This window comes from Variovorax ginsengisoli (assembly GCF_030486595.1).
GTDB classification, from domain to species: domain Bacteria; phylum Pseudomonadota; class Gammaproteobacteria; order Burkholderiales; family Burkholderiaceae_C; genus Variovorax; species Variovorax ginsengisoli_B.
Genome location: NZ_JAUJZH010000005.1, coordinates 243879 through 257976 on the forward strand (window position 1 = coordinate 243879; position 14098 = coordinate 257976).

The window sequence follows — 14098 nt, forward strand, 5'->3', positions numbered from 1 at the left end:
CCGGCTACTTCGAAGCCGCGGACTTGGCGAACCAGGCTTCGAAGCCGATCGATCCCAGCCACGGGTTCTTGCCGCTCGGCACCAGCGTGTCGTCTTCGAGCCGGGCGCCGAAGTAGCGCGCCTGCGGATCGGCCACGACCTGGCGCGGATCTTTCGTCGCGGCGAGGTAGCGCTGCAGCAGCTCGGGCATCCGCACGCGTTCCGGCCCGGCGATCTCGACCACGCCGTTGACCGGTGCGCCCAGCGTGTACTCGGTCATCGCCGCCGCCACGTCGTCGGAGGCGATCGGCTGCACGAAGGCCGGCGACAGCTTGACGGTCTGGCCGTCGGAGCCCGACTGCGCGATGCCGCCGAGGAACTCGAAGAACTGCGTCGAATGGACGATCGTGTAGGGGATCGAGCCCTCGCGGATCAGCTTCTCCTGCGCGATCTTGCCGCGGAAGTAGCCGCTCTCGGCCAGCCGGTCGGTGCCGACCACCGACAGCGCGACATGGTGCTTCACGCCCGCCGCGGCCTCCGCGGCCAGCAGGTTGCGGCCCGCGGTCTCGAAGAATTCGAGCACCTCCTTGTCCTCGAACGAAGGCGAGTTCGCGACGTCGACCACCACCTGCGCGCCGGCGAGCGCTTCGGCCAGGCCTTCGCCCGTGATCGTGTTGACGCCCGAGGCCGGCGAGGCCGCGAGCACCTCATGGCCGCGCTGGCGAAGGTTGGCGACGAGCTTGCTTCCGATCAGGCCGGAGCCGCCGATGACGACGATCGTCATGGTGTTCATTCAAGTCCTGCCTTGTCGAGGCCGTAGGCCTTGTCGGCCGAGCCGGGCGCGGTCTTGAAGCCGACATTGAGCCGGTTCCAGGCGTTGATCGCCATCACGGAAAAGCTCAGGTCGGAAAGTTCTTTTTCCGACAGCTGGGTGCGCACGCGGTCGTAGACATCGTCGGGCACGCCGTGCTCGGGCAGGCGGGTCAGGATCTCGGTCCAGGCCAGCGCGGCGCGTTCGCGCGGGCTGAACAGGGTCGATTCGCGCCAGATCGGCAGATGGTAGAGGCGCAGTTCGCGCTCGCCGTGCAATTTGGCTTCCTTCACGTGCATGTCGAGGCAGAAGCCGCAGCCGTTGATCTGCGAGGCGCGGATGTGCACCAGGTCCAGGGTCTTCTGCTCGATGGCGCTGCTCTTCTCGAGCATGCTGAATTCGACGAACTTCTTGAACAGCTCGGGCGATTGCTGCATGGCGTTGATGCGTTGGGTCATGGTCACTTCCTGAGGGCCCCAGAACGGCTGAGGCATCCGTTTGCGAGAAGTCGCTGCATGGACGGATCTTTTGCATCCATGTCCACAAGACGTGCCAGCTCGCCGGTTTGTGACAGACCCCGCCTCAACGCCCCTGGAAAGCCGCCGCCAGCCGCGCCAGCTTCTCGGGGTTGCGCTGCACGTGGATGCGCGTGATGCGCTCGCCGTCGGTCTCGTACGACTGAGCGGATTCGAGCACCCCGTCGATGAAGCGAAGTAGCGCCCATTCGCCGTTGATCATCGCCAGCTCCACGCGCACGCCGCTGCCGAAGCGCAGGTGGGCGGCATAGAAGAGCTGCGCGATGCGCTGCCCGCCCAGCAGGGGCTTGCCGAAGCTGGGCACGATGCCGCCGCCGTCGCCGATCAGCTCGGCGTTCTCGGCCAGCATGCCGTTCATGGCCGCGAAGTCGCCGCGCGACAGCGCCTCGGCGAAGCCGCGCATCAGCTGGTGGTGGGCATCACGCGAGACCGCGAAGCGCGGCCGCTCCTCGCGCAGCTGCGCCTTGGCGCGGTGCACGATCTGGCGGCAGGCGGCCTCGCTCTTGCCGACGGCCTTGGCCACTTCGTCGTAGTCGGCATCGAACACCTCGCGCAGCAGGAAGGCGGCGCGCGCCTCGGGCGCCAGCCGTTCGAGCATGAACAGGAAGGCGACCGAGACGTCGTCCGACAGCTCCTTGGTCTGCTCGGGCGTCGAGGGCATATCGGTCAGCACCGGCTCGGGCAGCCAGTAGCCGACGTAGTGCTCGCGCTGCACCTTGGCGGCGCGCAGCCGGTCGATCGCGATCCGCGTGGTGATGGTCACCAGCCAGGCCTCGGCGTTGTCGATGCCGGTCTGGTCCGATTCATGCCAGCGCAGCCAGGCGTCCTGCACCACGTCCTCGGCCTCGGCCACGGATCCGAGCATGCGGTAGGCGATGCCCTGCAGGCGGGGGCGGAGGCGGTTGAAGGTGGTGGTGGGGTCGGTCATTGCGTCTCAGACGTTGGACGCGAGGCGTTTGTGACGCCCGCCCTCACTCGATGTTCTGCACCTGCTCCCGCATCTGCTCCACCAGCACCTTCATGTCGACCCCGATCCGGGTCATCTCCAGCGTGGCGGACTTCGAGCCCAGGGTGTTGGCCTCGCGGTGCAGCTCCTGGATCAGGAAATCGAGCCGTTTGCCGATCTCGCCGCCCTTTTTCACCAGCCGCTCGATCTCGTCCAGGTGCGAATCCAGCCGGGTGAGTTCTTCGGCGACGTCGATGCGGATCGCGAACGCGGTGGCTTCCGAAAGGGCCCGGTCCTGCGCCGCCTCGGGCGCGGTGGCGCCGGCGCCCAGTCCCATCGCCTCCTGCCAGCGTTCGAGGAAGCGGGTGCGCTGTTGCTCGACCAGCTTCGGCACCAGCGGCAGGGCCTGGGCCGCCAGCTTGCGCAGCTGGCCCAGGTGGTCCAGCAGCATCTTGGCCAGCCGGGCGCCTTCGCGTTCGCGCGCCGCCAGCAGGGCCTTCAGGGTCTTTTCGGTCAGTTCGGTGAGGTCCGGCCCCAGGTCGCCGCGCGGCGCCGAATCGCCGGCCGCCAGCCGCAGCACGTCGGCCACGCTGAGGTCGCGGGCGCTCGGCAGCCAGGACTTGATGTTGTCCTGGACCCCGTTCAGGCGCTGCAGCAGCTTGGTCGACGGATCGGCGACGCCGGCGCTGGCGGTGTTCTCGAAGGCCACCCGCAACTCGACCTTGCCGCGCTTGAGCTGGCCCGTGAGCAGCTCGCGCAGCGCCGGTTCGTGCTGGCGCAGCTCCTCGGGAAGCTTGAAGGTGAGGTCGAGGAATCGGCTGTTGACCGAGCGGATCTCGACCCCGAGGCGGCCCGTGGGCTGGGGCCTCGCTTCGGCGTCGGAGTGGCTGCCTGTGGGGCCGTTCTGGCCGCTGGCATAGCCGGTCATGCTGTAAACTGGCATCGCGCCTCGCTGTGGTTTGTTTGCGTTTCACCGAGGCCTCGGCACGGCGTTCGCTTGCCGCACCATCGCCTTCGCGCGAAACTCCCGGATTATGTCAAAGGTCAAACCTTCGCCCCTGCTTCCCGACACGATGATCGGGGGCTACCGCGTCGTGCGGCGGCTGTCCGCCGGTGGCTTCGGCGTCGTCTACCTGGCCGTCGACACCAGCGGCCAGCAGGTCGCCATCAAGGAATACCTGCCTTCGTCCCTGGCCACCCGTGGCACCGGCGAGCTGGCGCCCCAGGTGCCGCCCGAGAAGCTCTCGCTCTACCGCCTGGGCCTCAAGAGCTTCTTCGAGGAAGGCCGCTCGCTGGCCCAGATCTCGCACGCCTCGGTGGTCAGCGTGCTCAATTTCTTCCGCGAGAACGAGACCGTCTACATGGTCATGAACTACCTGGAGGGCGCCACCCTGCAGGATTTCATCGTCACCGCGCGCGACCTCAAGAAGCAGAAAGTATTCAGGGAATCGACGATCCGTTCGCTCTTCGACGAGATTCTGCGCGGCTTGCGCATCGTTCACCAGCACAAGATGCTGCACCTGGACATCAAGCCGGCCAACATCTTCGTCACCGACGACGACCGCGCCGTGATGATCGACTTCGGCGCCGCCCGCGAGGTGCTGTCCAAGGAGGGCAACTTCATCCGTCCGATGTACACCCCCGGCTTCGCCGCCCCCGAGATGTACCGGCGCGATTCGTCGATGGGCCCCTGGACCGACATCTACGCCATCGGCGCCTGCATCTACGCCTGCATGCAGGGCTATCCGCCCAACGACGCCCCCCAGCGCATCGAGAAAGACCGCCTGGGCCTGTCGCTCTCGCGCCTGCGCGGCATCTACTCCGACAACCTGATCGAGGTGGTCGAATGGTGCATGTCGCTCGACCCGCTGTCCCGTCCGCAGTCGGTGTTCGCGCTGCAGAAGGAGCTCAGCCGCGAAGGCGAGCGCCGCTACACCAAGCTCACGGTCGGCGAGAAGGTCAGGCTTTCCATCGACAACATGCGCTCCTTCGAAAAGAAGGGGCTGCCCAAGGCCGCCGCGCCCACCACACGCCCCGCATGAAATTCTCGGTATTCCAGGTCAGCCGCAAGGGGGGCCGCCTCAAGAACGAAGACCGCATGGGCTACTGCTACACGCGGGAGTCCGGATTGTTCGTGCTGGCCGACGGCATGGGCGGGCACCCCGAAGGCGAGGTGGCGGCCCAGCTCGCGCTGCAGACCATCGCGGCGCTCTACCAGCGCGAGGCGCGGCCGGTCGTCAAGGACGTCAAGGCCTTCCTGACCGCCTCGGTGATGGCCGCGCACCAGCAGATCATGCGTTATGCCGGCAACAAGGGCATGCTCGACACGCCCCGCACCACCGTTGTCGCGGCCGTCATCCAGGACAACTCCGCCAGCTGGATCCACTGCGGCGATTCGCGGCTCTACGTGATCCGCGACGGCGAGCTGCTGACCCGCACCCGCGACCATTCGCACGCCGAGCGCCCGCGCGCCAATGCCGGCCCCGAGGCCGTCAACCGCAACCTGCTGCTGACCTGCCTGGGCTCACCGACCACGCCGCTGTTCGACGTCTCGGCGCCGCTGCAGCTGCAGCGCGGCGACCGGATCATGCTGTGTTCGGATGGCGTCTGGGGCGTGCTCGACGACAGTGTCATCGTCCACATCCTCTCGTCCGGCAAGCCGGTGTCCGACTCGGCGCCCGACCTGGCCGAGATGGCGCTGCGCAACGGCGGCGCCCACAGCGACAATGTCACCTTGATCGCCCTCGAATGGGAAACCCCCGACGCGCCGGGCCAGAAGCGCGGCGTGTCGACCGACAGCATCAGCGACGGCGTTTTCGCCTCCACCATTCAGGCCGGCATGCCTTCCGACAGCGAGCTCGACGACCTCGACGACGACGCCATCGAACGTTCCATCGCCGAGATCAACGAGGCGATCAAGCGCTCGGCGGCCCGCAAGACCTAGTCTCCGTCTTTCATTTCCCCCTTTTCCCCATTTCCACGATGACAGTTTTCGTTCGAAGCGCCGGCCGTGCCGCCGACCAGTTGCGCCCGGTGCGCATCACCCGCGGCTACACCATTCATGCCGAGGGCTCGGTGCTGATCGAGTTCGGCCAGACCCGCGTGCTGTGCACCGCCTCGGTCGAAGACAAGGTGCCGCCGCACAAGCGCGGCAGCGGCGAGGGCTGGGTCACGGCCGAATACGGCATGCTGCCCCGCGCCACGCACACCCGCAGCGACCGCGAAGCCGCCCGCGGCAAGCAGAGCGGCCGCACGCAGGAGATCCAGCGTCTCATCGGCCGCTCGATGCGCGCCGTGTTCAACCTGGCGGCGCTCGGCGAGCGCACCATCCACCTCGACTGCGACGTGCTGCAGGCCGATGGCGGCACCCGCACCGCGGCCATCACGGGCGCCTTCGTGGCTGCGCAGGACGCCGTCGACAAGCTGCTGGCCGCCGGCAAGATCCAGGCGACGCCGATCCTCGACCACGTGGCGGCGATCTCGGTCGGCATCGTGCAGGGCACGCCGCTGCTCGACCTCGAATACACCGAGGACTCGGCCTGCGACACCGACATGAACGTGGTCATGACCGGTGCCGGCCACTTCGTCGAAGTGCAGGGCACGGCCGAAGGCGCGGCCTTCACGCGCGACGAGATGAACGCGCTGCTGGCCCTGGCCGAGAAGGGCATCGGCGAGTTGACCGTGCTGCAGACGCAGGCGCTGGCCGCTTGAGGATCGACCCCGCGCACCGGCGCCCCGTGGCATGAAACTGGTACTGGCTTCCAACAACGCCGGCAAGCTCGCGGAGCTGCAGGCGTTGTTCGCGCCGCTCGGCGTCGAGCTGGTGCGGCAATCCGAACTCGGCGTCGGCGAGGCCGAAGAGCCCTTCCGCACCTTCGTCGAGAACGCGCTGGCCAAGGCTCGCCATGCCGCGGCCATCACCGGCCTGCCGGCGATCGCCGACGATGCCGGCCTGTGCGTCGACGCCTTCGGCGGCCTGCCGGGCGTCGACACCGCCTACTACGCGACGCAGTTCGGCTACGAGAAGGGCGACGCCAACAACGTGCGCGCCCTGCTCGAGCAGATGGCCACGCTCGACAACCGCCGCGCCGCGCTGGTCAGCACCCTGGTGGCGCTGCGCAGCGCCGACGACCCCGAGCCGCTGATCGCGGTCGGCCGCGCGCCTGGCGAGATCACGCGCGAGCGCATCGGCGACAACGGCTTCGGCTTCGACCCCGTGATGTTCCTGCCGCAGTTCGGCAAGACCTTCGCCCAGCTGCCGACCGACGTGAAGAACGCCAACAGCCATCGGGGTCAGGCCGCCCGGGCGATGCTGGCCCTGATGCGCGAACGCTGGCTGTCGCCGTGAGCATCGTCATCCCGATCGCTGCCGGCGCCGAAGAGGCGGCCGCGGGCGCGGCCAGCGCCAACGACGTGCTGCATCTGATGCGGCCCGGCCCGCTGCAACTGGCGGCGCTGCCGCCGCTGTCGCTCTATGTGCACCTGCCGTGGTGCCTGCGCAAGTGCCCCTACTGCGACTTCAACTCGCACGAATGGCGCAGCGGCGGCGGCAGCGACGCGCTGCCCGAGCAGCGCTACATCGATGCCCTGGTGGCCGACCTCGACGCCGCGCTGCCGCTGGTGTGGGGACGCACCGTGCACACCATCTTCATCGGCGGCGGCACGCCCAGCCTGTTCTCGCCGGCCGCCATCGACCGCCTGATCGGCGACCTGCGCGCGCGCCTCAAGCTGGCGCCCGACTGCGAGATCTCGCTCGAGGCCAACCCCGGCACCTTCGAGCGCGACCGCTTCCGCGCCTACCGCGCGGCCGGTGTCACGCGGCTGTCGGTCGGCGTGCAGAGCTTCAATGACGAGCACCTGAAGGCGCTCGGCCGGGTGCACGACCGGGCTCAGGCCATCGCGGCGGTCGAAGAGGCGGCCGCCGCCTTCGACACCTTCAACCTCGACCTGATGTACGCGCTGCCGGGCCAGACCCTCGAAGGCCTCGACGCCGACCTGAGCCAGGCGCTGGCGCTGGCGCCGCCGCACCTGTCGGTGTATCACCTGACCATCGAGCCCAACACCTACTTCGCCAAGTTTCCGCCCACGATTCCAGAGGACGATGCGGCATACGAGATGCTCGATCGCATCACGGAACGCACCGCCGCCAACGGCCTCCAGCGATACGAGATATCGGCCTACGCCCGCCCGGGCCATGCCTGTGCACACAATTTGAATTACTGGCAGTTTGGCGATTACCTCGGAATCGGGGCCGGCGCCCACAGCAAATTGAGCTTTGCGCACCGGGTGGTGCGGCAGGTGCGGTTCCGGGAGCCGCGGCTGTACATGGACAACGCGATCGCCGGCCGGGCGGTGGCGCAGAGCGAGGAGGTCGGGATCGCTGCGTTGCCTTTTGAATACATGCTCAATGCCCTGAGGCTCAAGGATGGGTTTAGGCTTGCGGAATTCGGCGAGCGCACCGGCCTGGCCATCACCAGCATCCAGCGCGGCCTGGAGGAGGCCGAGCGCAAGGGATTGATCGAACGGGATCTGGCCCGTGTCTGGCCGACGACGCGCGGCTTCGACTTTTTGAGCGACCTGCAGTCCATCTTCCTGCCGGACTGAGGGGAACGACGACAAGCGCAATGGAACACAACGAAGACAGCATCGAACACACCGAGGCAGCGACCAAGCGCCGCTCGCGGGGCCGCCCCAGCCCCGAGCAGGCGGCTGCGCTGCGCGAATCCTTTCTGGCGGCGGCGCTCGAGTCCTTCCTCGAGAAGGGTTATTCGGCCACCAGCATCGAGGCCATCGCACGCGAAGCGGGCGTGGCGAAGATCACCATCTACCGGCAGTTCGACAACAAGGAAGCCTTGTTCCGCGAAGTGGCGCACCGCGCCGTGAGCAACGCCCGCGAGACCATGCAGAACACGCTGGTGCACCGCGGCAGCGACGAGCGCCAGACGCTGATCGACCTGGTCGAGCGCATGTACCTGAGCGCTACCGAGCCCAAGACCCTGGCGCTGATGCGCCTGGTCATCGCCGAGGCGGTGCGTTTCCCGGAACTGGCGAAGTCGCTCTACGCCGAGAACAGCTACGTGCTGGCGCCGGTGGTCGACTACCTGGCCGAGGCCCACCGCGCCGGCAAGCTGCGCGTGCCGTCGCCCGAACTGGCCGCAGTGCAACTGTCGACGCTGGCCTTCGGCGGCGTGCGGTTCTTCATCTCGAAACCGTTGGCCGGGCCCGACGAGCGGCGGGTCTGGGCAGAGGACATCGTCGACCTCGTGCTGCGCGGCTGGGCACCGGCCGCGAACGACTAAAATCCCGACCCTGCCGCCGTGCAACGCGACGGCAGCCCAGGAGAGTTGGGTGAGTGGTTTAAACCAGCAGTCTTGAAAACTGCCGACGGGCAACCGTCCGTGAGTTCGAATCTCACACTCTCCGCCATACGGCTTGTCCCGCAAGCGAAGCGTGACGCCGTAGTCGCAAAATCACATCTCGCAGTGGCAGCGTGCCGGATAGAAAGAGGTGCATCGCGTCGAGCAACTGGAGGGCGGTCTTACGCCCTGACGCTTTGTTGATCGCGACGCTCGAGTAGCCGGACAGCCGCTGACGTCGAAACCAGTGTCCTGCAAGCGCCAGAGAGATCGCGCGGGCCTCGGCCGGCGCCGGCATGTGCCTCGCGACCGGCTATCGGTATCGATCGAAGGGATCGTGGGGCAGGCCGATGTCCAAGCGCTCCAGCGCGCTCATCATCCTCACCTGGTCCGCGTCCCTTGCGCGCTGACGCCACGCGCCGTAGAGCGCGGCAATCCATCGGATGGGGTCCTGTAGGGGCGTGGAGGATGACTCACCGATGGGTGAATCGGAAGCCGAGGGAATCAGATCGATGTTCATGAATGGTCAGGGGGCGCCGCACAAAAGGCCAGGAAGCGTTCCATCGCGGCCGTCTATGAGAACAGGCTTGATGGCGGGAGGTCCATGAGCTGTTTCTGCTAGTGCCTTCGGAAATTTCTGAGCGGGATGGCTGTCGCCACTGACCGGCAGGACCTCAACCCCGACAGCAATCGGCTAAAGCGCGCCACGCAGGACGACCCGAGCGTGAAGGTGCGGGGCAAGGACTTGCTCGGCCGCGTCCGCTATGTCGTGCAGCCGTCCGACGATGGGAAGTCCTTCCGGGTGATCGCCGAGGGGCTCGATTCTTTCGCGTTGGCGCTGGCCAGTCTCAGCCTCTCGTTCTGCAACAACGAACTGCTCGCGAAGCGCGACGCGAGAAGGTCGGTAGCGCGCGCATGAACTCCCTCGGGTCTAGAGTAGTTCGGACAGGCACGTCGCAGCTTGTCGATTGAGTCGGTGGCAACCAGCACCGGCTGACTATTGGCCGATGATCGAACCGTCATGCATGAAGCGCTCCGCGACATGTGCGAGCTTCAGCATGAGCTGATCGTGAACTTGGGTTGCATCCTGGCGACCTGGTGGGCGTCAGGCTCGCCAAGAATGTAGATATGCAGATGCCCATGGGTGCCGTCGCTGGCATTAACCAGGGCTCGATCGCCGACTTTCCGCCCACGCCGGTGCCATTGAGTATTCCAGGCTGCTAGCCGCCGGTGCAAGCCACCGGCGTGGCGCGCCCCACAGCCCATGAGGTGCGGCCCTGCTCGATGAGCATCGTCTGGCGTCCGTTGGAGAACGTCGTCCCCGACTTTCCGATTGCAGGAAGATCGATGGCGGCCGCTCCGTCGACGGAGACCGAGGCGCTTTCTCCCATCAAGCGCACAGCCAAGCGTGTCCCATCGCAAACGTATTTGCTGACGGGATAGGGATTGCCGACACCGATCGACGGACTTGGCGTCGGATGCTGGCAGGCCGCCAGTATCCAGATGGCAGACGTGCCGACGATTGAACAAAGAATGCGTTGCAACTTGCCCCCCGCAATGTCCGCCTCATCGCTAGGCGGAGTGATGCTCAATTGCTGAGTGGTTGGCACGATGGGCTCCTCGATTTCGAAGGGATGAACCCTACACTGTCGAGCTAACACCGTCCAGTCACGCCAATTGACGCGGCATGTGAAACGCCGTAGACCAAAGTCTCCCGAGTTCCTGGGGCCCCGGCGCATCGCCAGAAGGCACTCACCGCCGTCATCCAGGAAGCCTATGTGAGAGTAAGTGACCGCTGGGGTGGAGAAAAGGATGGGGAGATACGGCCTGCCCGCGGGTAGCCGCCCGCTGGCTGATTTTTGCGGACCGAACGTTGTTGTCGGCAAGGTAGTGGAGAGGTCTCTGCGGGTGATATCACCTGAAGGTCAGTGAAGAGGTCATTCGTTCGCCGATCATCGCCGTTCCACGCCCATCAGCTCGCCTTCGTGATCTTTGGCGGCCACCACGTTCCATCCAGGACGGAAGGAGGCGACTCCTTCGGCCAGTAAAGGCGGAACATCGGGATGAATGTGGATGCGGGTGCGGGAAGCCAGTTCGATTCCTTGTCCGGACCCGGGTTGTCTTTCTGGAGGTACAGGTCGATCGAACCGTCGGCGTTCGTCTTGAGCTTGTTGCGCATGCTCACGGTGTACCGGTTGAGTGGGTTCGGAATGAAGAAGTAGCCACTGTCGTACATGGTCAGCGACCAGAATCCCGATGCGGGCGGCAAGTTGCTCGCCTTGTCGAAGTGGATCACGTAGTTGTTCTTCGAGGCATCCAGCGGCTGGCCGGCCGAGTCTGCCATGCCGACCACGTACACGGCGTCCTTCGGAGCGTTCGCGGGAATCCCGAACGCGGACAGCCAGGCGCGCGCCATGTAGTCGGTGCCGTAGTGGCCGACCTTGAGATTGAGCAGCCAACCGTCCTTCGTTTGTCCCGAGTCTTTCGTGTAGTCGACGATCTTCTTCCAGGCGACCTTTGGGGCGGATCTGATCGCGTCCGCGACGGCAGGCTCGAGTTTGCCGAGGTCAAAGTCCTGGCCGGGCACCAGACCGATCTTCGCCAGCTTCGCCATCATTGGGGCGTCTTCGGTCGACGGCGGATTGTTCACCATCAGCTTCGCCATCCATCCGAAGTACTCGACGGCGCCAAGGGCATTGACACTGTCTCGAACCGAGCGCTTCATGTCGATGCTGGGGTCGACCTTGCCCGGCGGAGGCGTGTACTTCTTGCCCCAGGCGCTGAGCGGATAAAGTTTGTACTGGTCCTGTAGCGCCCAGACGGCCTTGTAGTCCTCCGGCGTGCCCGTGGAATAGGTACGCGCCAGGATCCACACGGTGGAAGTCGGTGACTTGACTTCCTTCACGCCCTCAGGAAGCGAACCTTTCCAGTTCGGGCCAGTGATGGCGTAGGTCTGCGCGCCCTGTCCGGTCGTGCGCGAACCGGGATCGAAGGTGACTGGAACCCAGGCGTCGTAGAACTCCCAGACATAGTAGCGGTCGCCCATAGCCGGCCAGCTCACCACCCATGGCTCCTTGGAGACATCGATGAACGCGTTGGAATAGAGCGTGTCGGCGTTTGGTGCCGTGACGTCGCGGTACGCCGCTGAGGGGTACTCGCGCAGGTTCGCGAACTGTCCCATGGGAGCCCGCGTGGTTGTCGGCGCCTTGACGTTGGTGATCACCTTGCGCGACATTTCCACCGACATGAGGGAGTAACCGTAGACGTAGGCGTCGACGGCGATATCCCTCGCCTCATCCGCGGTCAGTGCCCAGGCGGGCTGGCCGCTCACCAGAAGGCCGGTGGTCGCCAGCAGACCGGAGAAGATCTTGATTTTCAATGCACTCACTCCTGTAGCAATCGTTTGTGATATTCGAAAGGGCAACGCCTCTTGAACGCGTGCCTCATTCGAAAACGCAGGCGATCGTATGGGTGCTCTCTCTCACGAAACGAAGGCTAGAGACAAGTGAATCAAGTCGCCACTCATTTTGCGCCAACCCCTTGGGTGCAACTGCCGAATGCCGGTGTGACGGCGCCTCCGGTGATCTCGGTCACTGCGATGGCCGGCGTGTCGGCACTCGTGCGGGATGCGTTCGGCGAGAAGGTCCTGAGGCAGGCCAAGCAGGCGGTCATGCTCGACATCGAACTCATCGAGGAGCACGAATGTTTTATTCCCCAGGTCACCATGACGGGCTTCCTGTGGGAGATTGAGCGCCGTTCCGGAGAATCGAATCTCGGGCTCTTCACGGCGCCGCACCTGTCGTTGACCACCTATGGCCGCTGGGGCGAGTACGTCATGGCCGCCAACACATTGGGCGCGGCGATCGCCCGCGCAGCATCCACCCTGGGCTATCACAGCACGGGCGACAGGATGCAGATCACGGTCGAGGCAGGCATGGCCCGAGCCAGCTATTTCAATGCGATGCGGGGGCGAGCGGGCTATGCGCATGTGGCCAGTGGCACCGCAGGAGTCCTGCTCAGCCTTCTGCGTGCCTACCTCGGGCCCGACTTTCTTCCTCGCCAAATCGAACTGGACATTCCCCGCCCGGCCGCGTCGACACCCTTCGAGGACGCATTTCTTTGCCCCGTGCTGTTCGACGCGGCGGCTGTCTCGGTCTACTTCGACTCGCGGCTGCTGGACCGCCAGGTCCATGGGCCGTACCAGTCTCGACTCGTCACTGTCGAGGATGTCGCACGAGTCCTCAAGGAGCCCGTCGACCTCAACGATCTTCTGGGGGTTGTCACCGCGCACATCCGGGCCCAAGTCCAGACCGGCGTTGTGACGATCGACAGCACGGCGCGCGCGTTGGGCACCAGCGTTCGCACGCTGCAGCGGGTCCTGCGCCGGGATGGCGGAGCAGACTTTCGCGAACTCGTGAACTTCATCCGCATGCGACGCGCGAAGGAACTGCTCGACGGCTCGAATGCTTCGATTGCGGAGATAGCAACCGAGTTCGGCTATTCGACGCCGGCAAATTTCGCCCGCGCATTCCGCAAGGCGACCGGCTTGGCACCGCAGGAGTACCGAACAAGCCGGCCGACTCCAACTCGGAGCGTCGTGGAGGATCGGCCGACATCGGAGTAACGACCGATGGCTTCCTCCGAGCAGGCGGATGCACACGGTATCTCAAGGTCGGAGACCAGGCGGCGGCCTTCCGCTGGTGCTCCGCCTGGTGGTCGCACTCTCCGTCGAGCCCGCATGGGCATGCTTGCGCGCTCAGGCCGCTACTTCGCCTTGCCCCCCGCCGCCTGCAGCACATCCCCCTTCAGCGTCACCGCCTGCCCGACCGGCGGCGCCGTGGTGCTCTTGACGGTGCGTAATGAGCCGTCCTGCATCCGCACGCCGATCTCGTAGGCCTGGTTCGTGTTCTTCTTCTTCTCGACCTTGTTGCCCGCGAAGGCCCCGGCACCGGCACCGGCGACGGTGGCGAGGGTCCGGCCCCTGCCGCTGCCGACCTGGTGGCCGACCACGCCACCCACCACGCCGCCGGCCACGGCACCGACGCCGGAGGTCGGCTTCGTGCTTTCGAGTTTGCGCACGGATTCGACCTTGCCGCAAACGGAACAGGGTTTGGACGACGCAGCGGCAGGCGCCTGTTCCGCCCCCCAGGCCGGTGGCGCGGCCAGCATGGCGGCGAGCACGCAGATCGCTGGCACGCCGGCCGCAGCGTTCGGCCGTCTGGATGAAGTCGATGCCATGGCGGTCTCCCTTCAATCCCCCGATGCGAAGGCACCGGGCGCACTCGGAAGCATCGCCGATGCGCGGCGCCTGTCAATACATTGGGGTCGCCAAATTTGCGCCTGGTCAATTCCCGGCCCGTCTGTGCTGGACGCGCCGGCGCTGCTCGCGGGCCCGCACGCCGCCTTCAACTGAACAGCGTGAACAACCCAGAGAGGCCGGCCAGGAACCAACCGACCGCCGCCGCCGCTT

17 protein-coding genes and 1 tRNA gene are annotated in these 14098 nt (G+C 66.0%); 10 read left to right on the forward strand and 8 right to left on the reverse strand.

What is annotated here, in order from left to right:
* Positions 1–4 precede the first annotated feature (4 nt).
* The 4 genes from QZH52_RS09595 to QZH52_RS09610 form a co-directional block, all read right to left on the reverse strand.
* Positions 5–763, reverse strand: coding sequence for an SDR family oxidoreductase (locus QZH52_RS09595; protein WP_301807473.1), 759 nt, complete (start codon positions 761–763; stop codon positions 5–7).
* 5 nt (positions 764–768) lie between these two features.
* Positions 769–1248 (reverse strand): carboxymuconolactone decarboxylase family protein, encoded by a 480-nt coding sequence (locus QZH52_RS09600; protein WP_301807334.1) that lies wholly within the window; start codon positions 1246–1248, stop codon positions 769–771.
* A 124-nt stretch (positions 1249–1372) separates the two neighbouring features.
* Positions 1373–2254 carry an RNA polymerase sigma-70 factor gene (locus QZH52_RS09605; protein WP_301807337.1) on the reverse strand — a complete coding sequence of 294 codons (882 nt, stop codon included), beginning with the start codon at positions 2252–2254 and terminating at the stop codon, positions 1373–1375.
* A gap of 43 nt (positions 2255–2297) precedes the next feature.
* Entirely contained in the window at positions 2298–3215 is a 918-nt protein-coding gene (locus QZH52_RS09610) for a YicC/YloC family endoribonuclease (RefSeq protein ID WP_286525264.1), read from the reverse strand.
* 91 nt (positions 3216–3306) lie between these two features.
* On the opposite strand from QZH52_RS09610, the gene QZH52_RS09615 reads away from it, so the two are divergent.
* From QZH52_RS09615 to QZH52_RS09645, 7 genes are all read left to right on the forward strand, one after another.
* On the forward strand, positions 3307–4314 hold the full coding sequence (locus tag QZH52_RS09615; protein WP_286525262.1) for a serine/threonine protein kinase: 1008 nt from the start codon (positions 3307–3309) through the stop codon (positions 4312–4314).
* Positions 4311–5216 carry a PP2C family protein-serine/threonine phosphatase gene (locus QZH52_RS09620; protein ID WP_286525260.1) on the forward strand — a complete coding sequence of 302 codons (906 nt, stop codon included), beginning with the start codon at positions 4311–4313 and terminating at the stop codon, positions 5214–5216. The genes QZH52_RS09615 and QZH52_RS09620 overlap by 4 nt, the downstream gene beginning before the upstream one ends.
* A gap of 38 nt (positions 5217–5254) precedes the next feature.
* On the forward strand, positions 5255–5983 hold the full coding sequence (gene rph, locus QZH52_RS09625) for a ribonuclease PH (RefSeq protein WP_301807344.1): 729 nt from the start codon (positions 5255–5257) through the stop codon (positions 5981–5983).
* Between the two features lie 31 nt (positions 5984–6014).
* Complete coding sequence (rdgB, locus tag QZH52_RS09630) at positions 6015–6620, forward strand: RdgB/HAM1 family non-canonical purine NTP pyrophosphatase (protein ID WP_301807347.1); 606 nt, start codon at positions 6015–6017, stop codon at positions 6618–6620.
* Positions 6617–7876: a radical SAM family heme chaperone HemW gene (gene hemW / locus QZH52_RS09635; RefSeq protein WP_436411556.1), complete on the forward strand. Its 1260-nt coding sequence runs from the start codon at positions 6617–6619 to the stop codon at positions 7874–7876. Before rdgB ends, hemW begins: the two co-directional genes overlap by 4 nt.
* A gap of 20 nt (positions 7877–7896) precedes the next feature.
* Positions 7897–8571, forward strand: a complete 675-nt coding sequence (locus tag QZH52_RS09640) for a TetR/AcrR family transcriptional regulator (protein ID WP_301807350.1) — start codon at positions 7897–7899, stop codon at positions 8569–8571.
* Between the two features lie 39 nt (positions 8572–8610).
* A tRNA-Ser gene (locus QZH52_RS09645) sits at positions 8611–8698 on the forward strand.
* Between the two features lie 243 nt (positions 8699–8941).
* On the opposite strand, the gene QZH52_RS09650 is transcribed toward QZH52_RS09645, so the two are convergent.
* On the reverse strand, positions 8942–9148 hold the full coding sequence (locus QZH52_RS09650) for a hypothetical protein (RefSeq protein ID WP_301807353.1): 207 nt from the start codon (positions 9146–9148) through the stop codon (positions 8942–8944).
* Between the two features lie 126 nt (positions 9149–9274).
* On the opposite strand from QZH52_RS09650, the gene QZH52_RS09655 reads away from it, so the two are divergent.
* Positions 9275–9547 (forward strand): hypothetical protein, encoded by a 273-nt coding sequence (locus QZH52_RS09655; RefSeq protein ID WP_301807356.1) that lies wholly within the window; start codon positions 9275–9277, stop codon positions 9545–9547.
* A gap of 301 nt (positions 9548–9848) precedes the next feature.
* Here the strand turns inward: QZH52_RS09655 and QZH52_RS09660 are convergent, their stop codons facing one another.
* Positions 9849–10238 carry a hypothetical protein gene (locus QZH52_RS09660; RefSeq protein ID WP_301807357.1) on the reverse strand — a complete coding sequence of 130 codons (390 nt, stop codon included), beginning with the start codon at positions 10236–10238 and terminating at the stop codon, positions 9849–9851.
* Between the two features lie 362 nt (positions 10239–10600).
* Positions 10601–12007: a DUF1254 domain-containing protein gene (locus QZH52_RS09665; RefSeq protein WP_301807358.1), complete on the reverse strand. Its 1407-nt coding sequence runs from the start codon at positions 12005–12007 to the stop codon at positions 10601–10603.
* Positions 12008–12133: 126 nt separating this feature from the next.
* Between QZH52_RS09665 and QZH52_RS09670 the strand changes: the two genes are divergently transcribed.
* The gene (locus QZH52_RS09670; RefSeq protein ID WP_301807362.1) at positions 12134–13252 is read left to right on the forward strand and encodes an AraC family transcriptional regulator; all 1119 of its coding nucleotides are present in this window, start codon (positions 12134–12136) and stop codon (positions 13250–13252) included.
* Positions 13253–13392: 140 nt separating this feature from the next.
* On the opposite strand, the gene QZH52_RS09675 is transcribed toward QZH52_RS09670, so the two are convergent.
* A complete protein-coding gene (locus QZH52_RS09675) occupies positions 13393–13707 on the reverse strand; it encodes a glycine zipper 2TM domain-containing protein (protein WP_301807365.1) in 315 nt (104 codons plus the stop codon).
* Between the two features lie 31 nt (positions 13708–13738).
* Here QZH52_RS09675 and QZH52_RS09680 point away from each other — a divergent pair, with 31 nt between their 5' ends.
* On the forward strand, positions 13739–14041 hold the full coding sequence (locus QZH52_RS09680; RefSeq protein ID WP_301807368.1) for a hypothetical protein: 303 nt from the start codon (positions 13739–13741) through the stop codon (positions 14039–14041).
* The last annotated feature ends 57 nt before the right edge of the window (positions 14042–14098 follow it).

Bases quoted from the DNA above. Each gene is read 5' to 3' on its own strand.
- QZH52_RS09595 (WP_301807473.1), bottom strand. From the start codon at position 763: ATGACGATCGTCGTCATCGGCGGCTCCGGCCTGATCGGAAGCAAGCTC.
- QZH52_RS09600 (WP_301807334.1), bottom strand. From the start codon at position 1,248: ATGACCCAACGCATCAACGCCATGCAGCAATCGCCCGAGCTGTTCAAG.
- QZH52_RS09605 (WP_301807337.1), bottom strand. From the start codon at position 2,254: ATGACCGACCCCACCACCACCTTCAACCGCCTCCGCCCCCGCCTGCAG.
- QZH52_RS09610 (WP_286525264.1), bottom strand. From the start codon at position 3,215: ATGCCAGTTTACAGCATGACCGGCTATGCCAGCGGCCAGAACGGCCCC.
- QZH52_RS09615 (WP_286525262.1), top strand. From the start codon at position 3,307: ATGTCAAAGGTCAAACCTTCGCCCCTGCTTCCCGACACGATGATCGGG.
- QZH52_RS09620 (WP_286525260.1), top strand. From the start codon at position 4,311: ATGAAATTCTCGGTATTCCAGGTCAGCCGCAAGGGGGGCCGCCTCAAG.
- rph (WP_301807344.1), top strand. From the start codon at position 5,255: ATGACAGTTTTCGTTCGAAGCGCCGGCCGTGCCGCCGACCAGTTGCGC.
- rdgB (WP_301807347.1), top strand. From the start codon at position 6,015: ATGAAACTGGTACTGGCTTCCAACAACGCCGGCAAGCTCGCGGAGCTG.
- QZH52_RS09640 (WP_301807350.1), top strand. From the start codon at position 7,897: ATGGAACACAACGAAGACAGCATCGAACACACCGAGGCAGCGACCAAG.
- QZH52_RS09650 (WP_301807353.1), bottom strand. From the start codon at position 9,148: ATGAACATCGATCTGATTCCCTCGGCTTCCGATTCACCCATCGGTGAG.
- QZH52_RS09655 (WP_301807356.1), top strand. From the start codon at position 9,275: ATGGCTGTCGCCACTGACCGGCAGGACCTCAACCCCGACAGCAATCGG.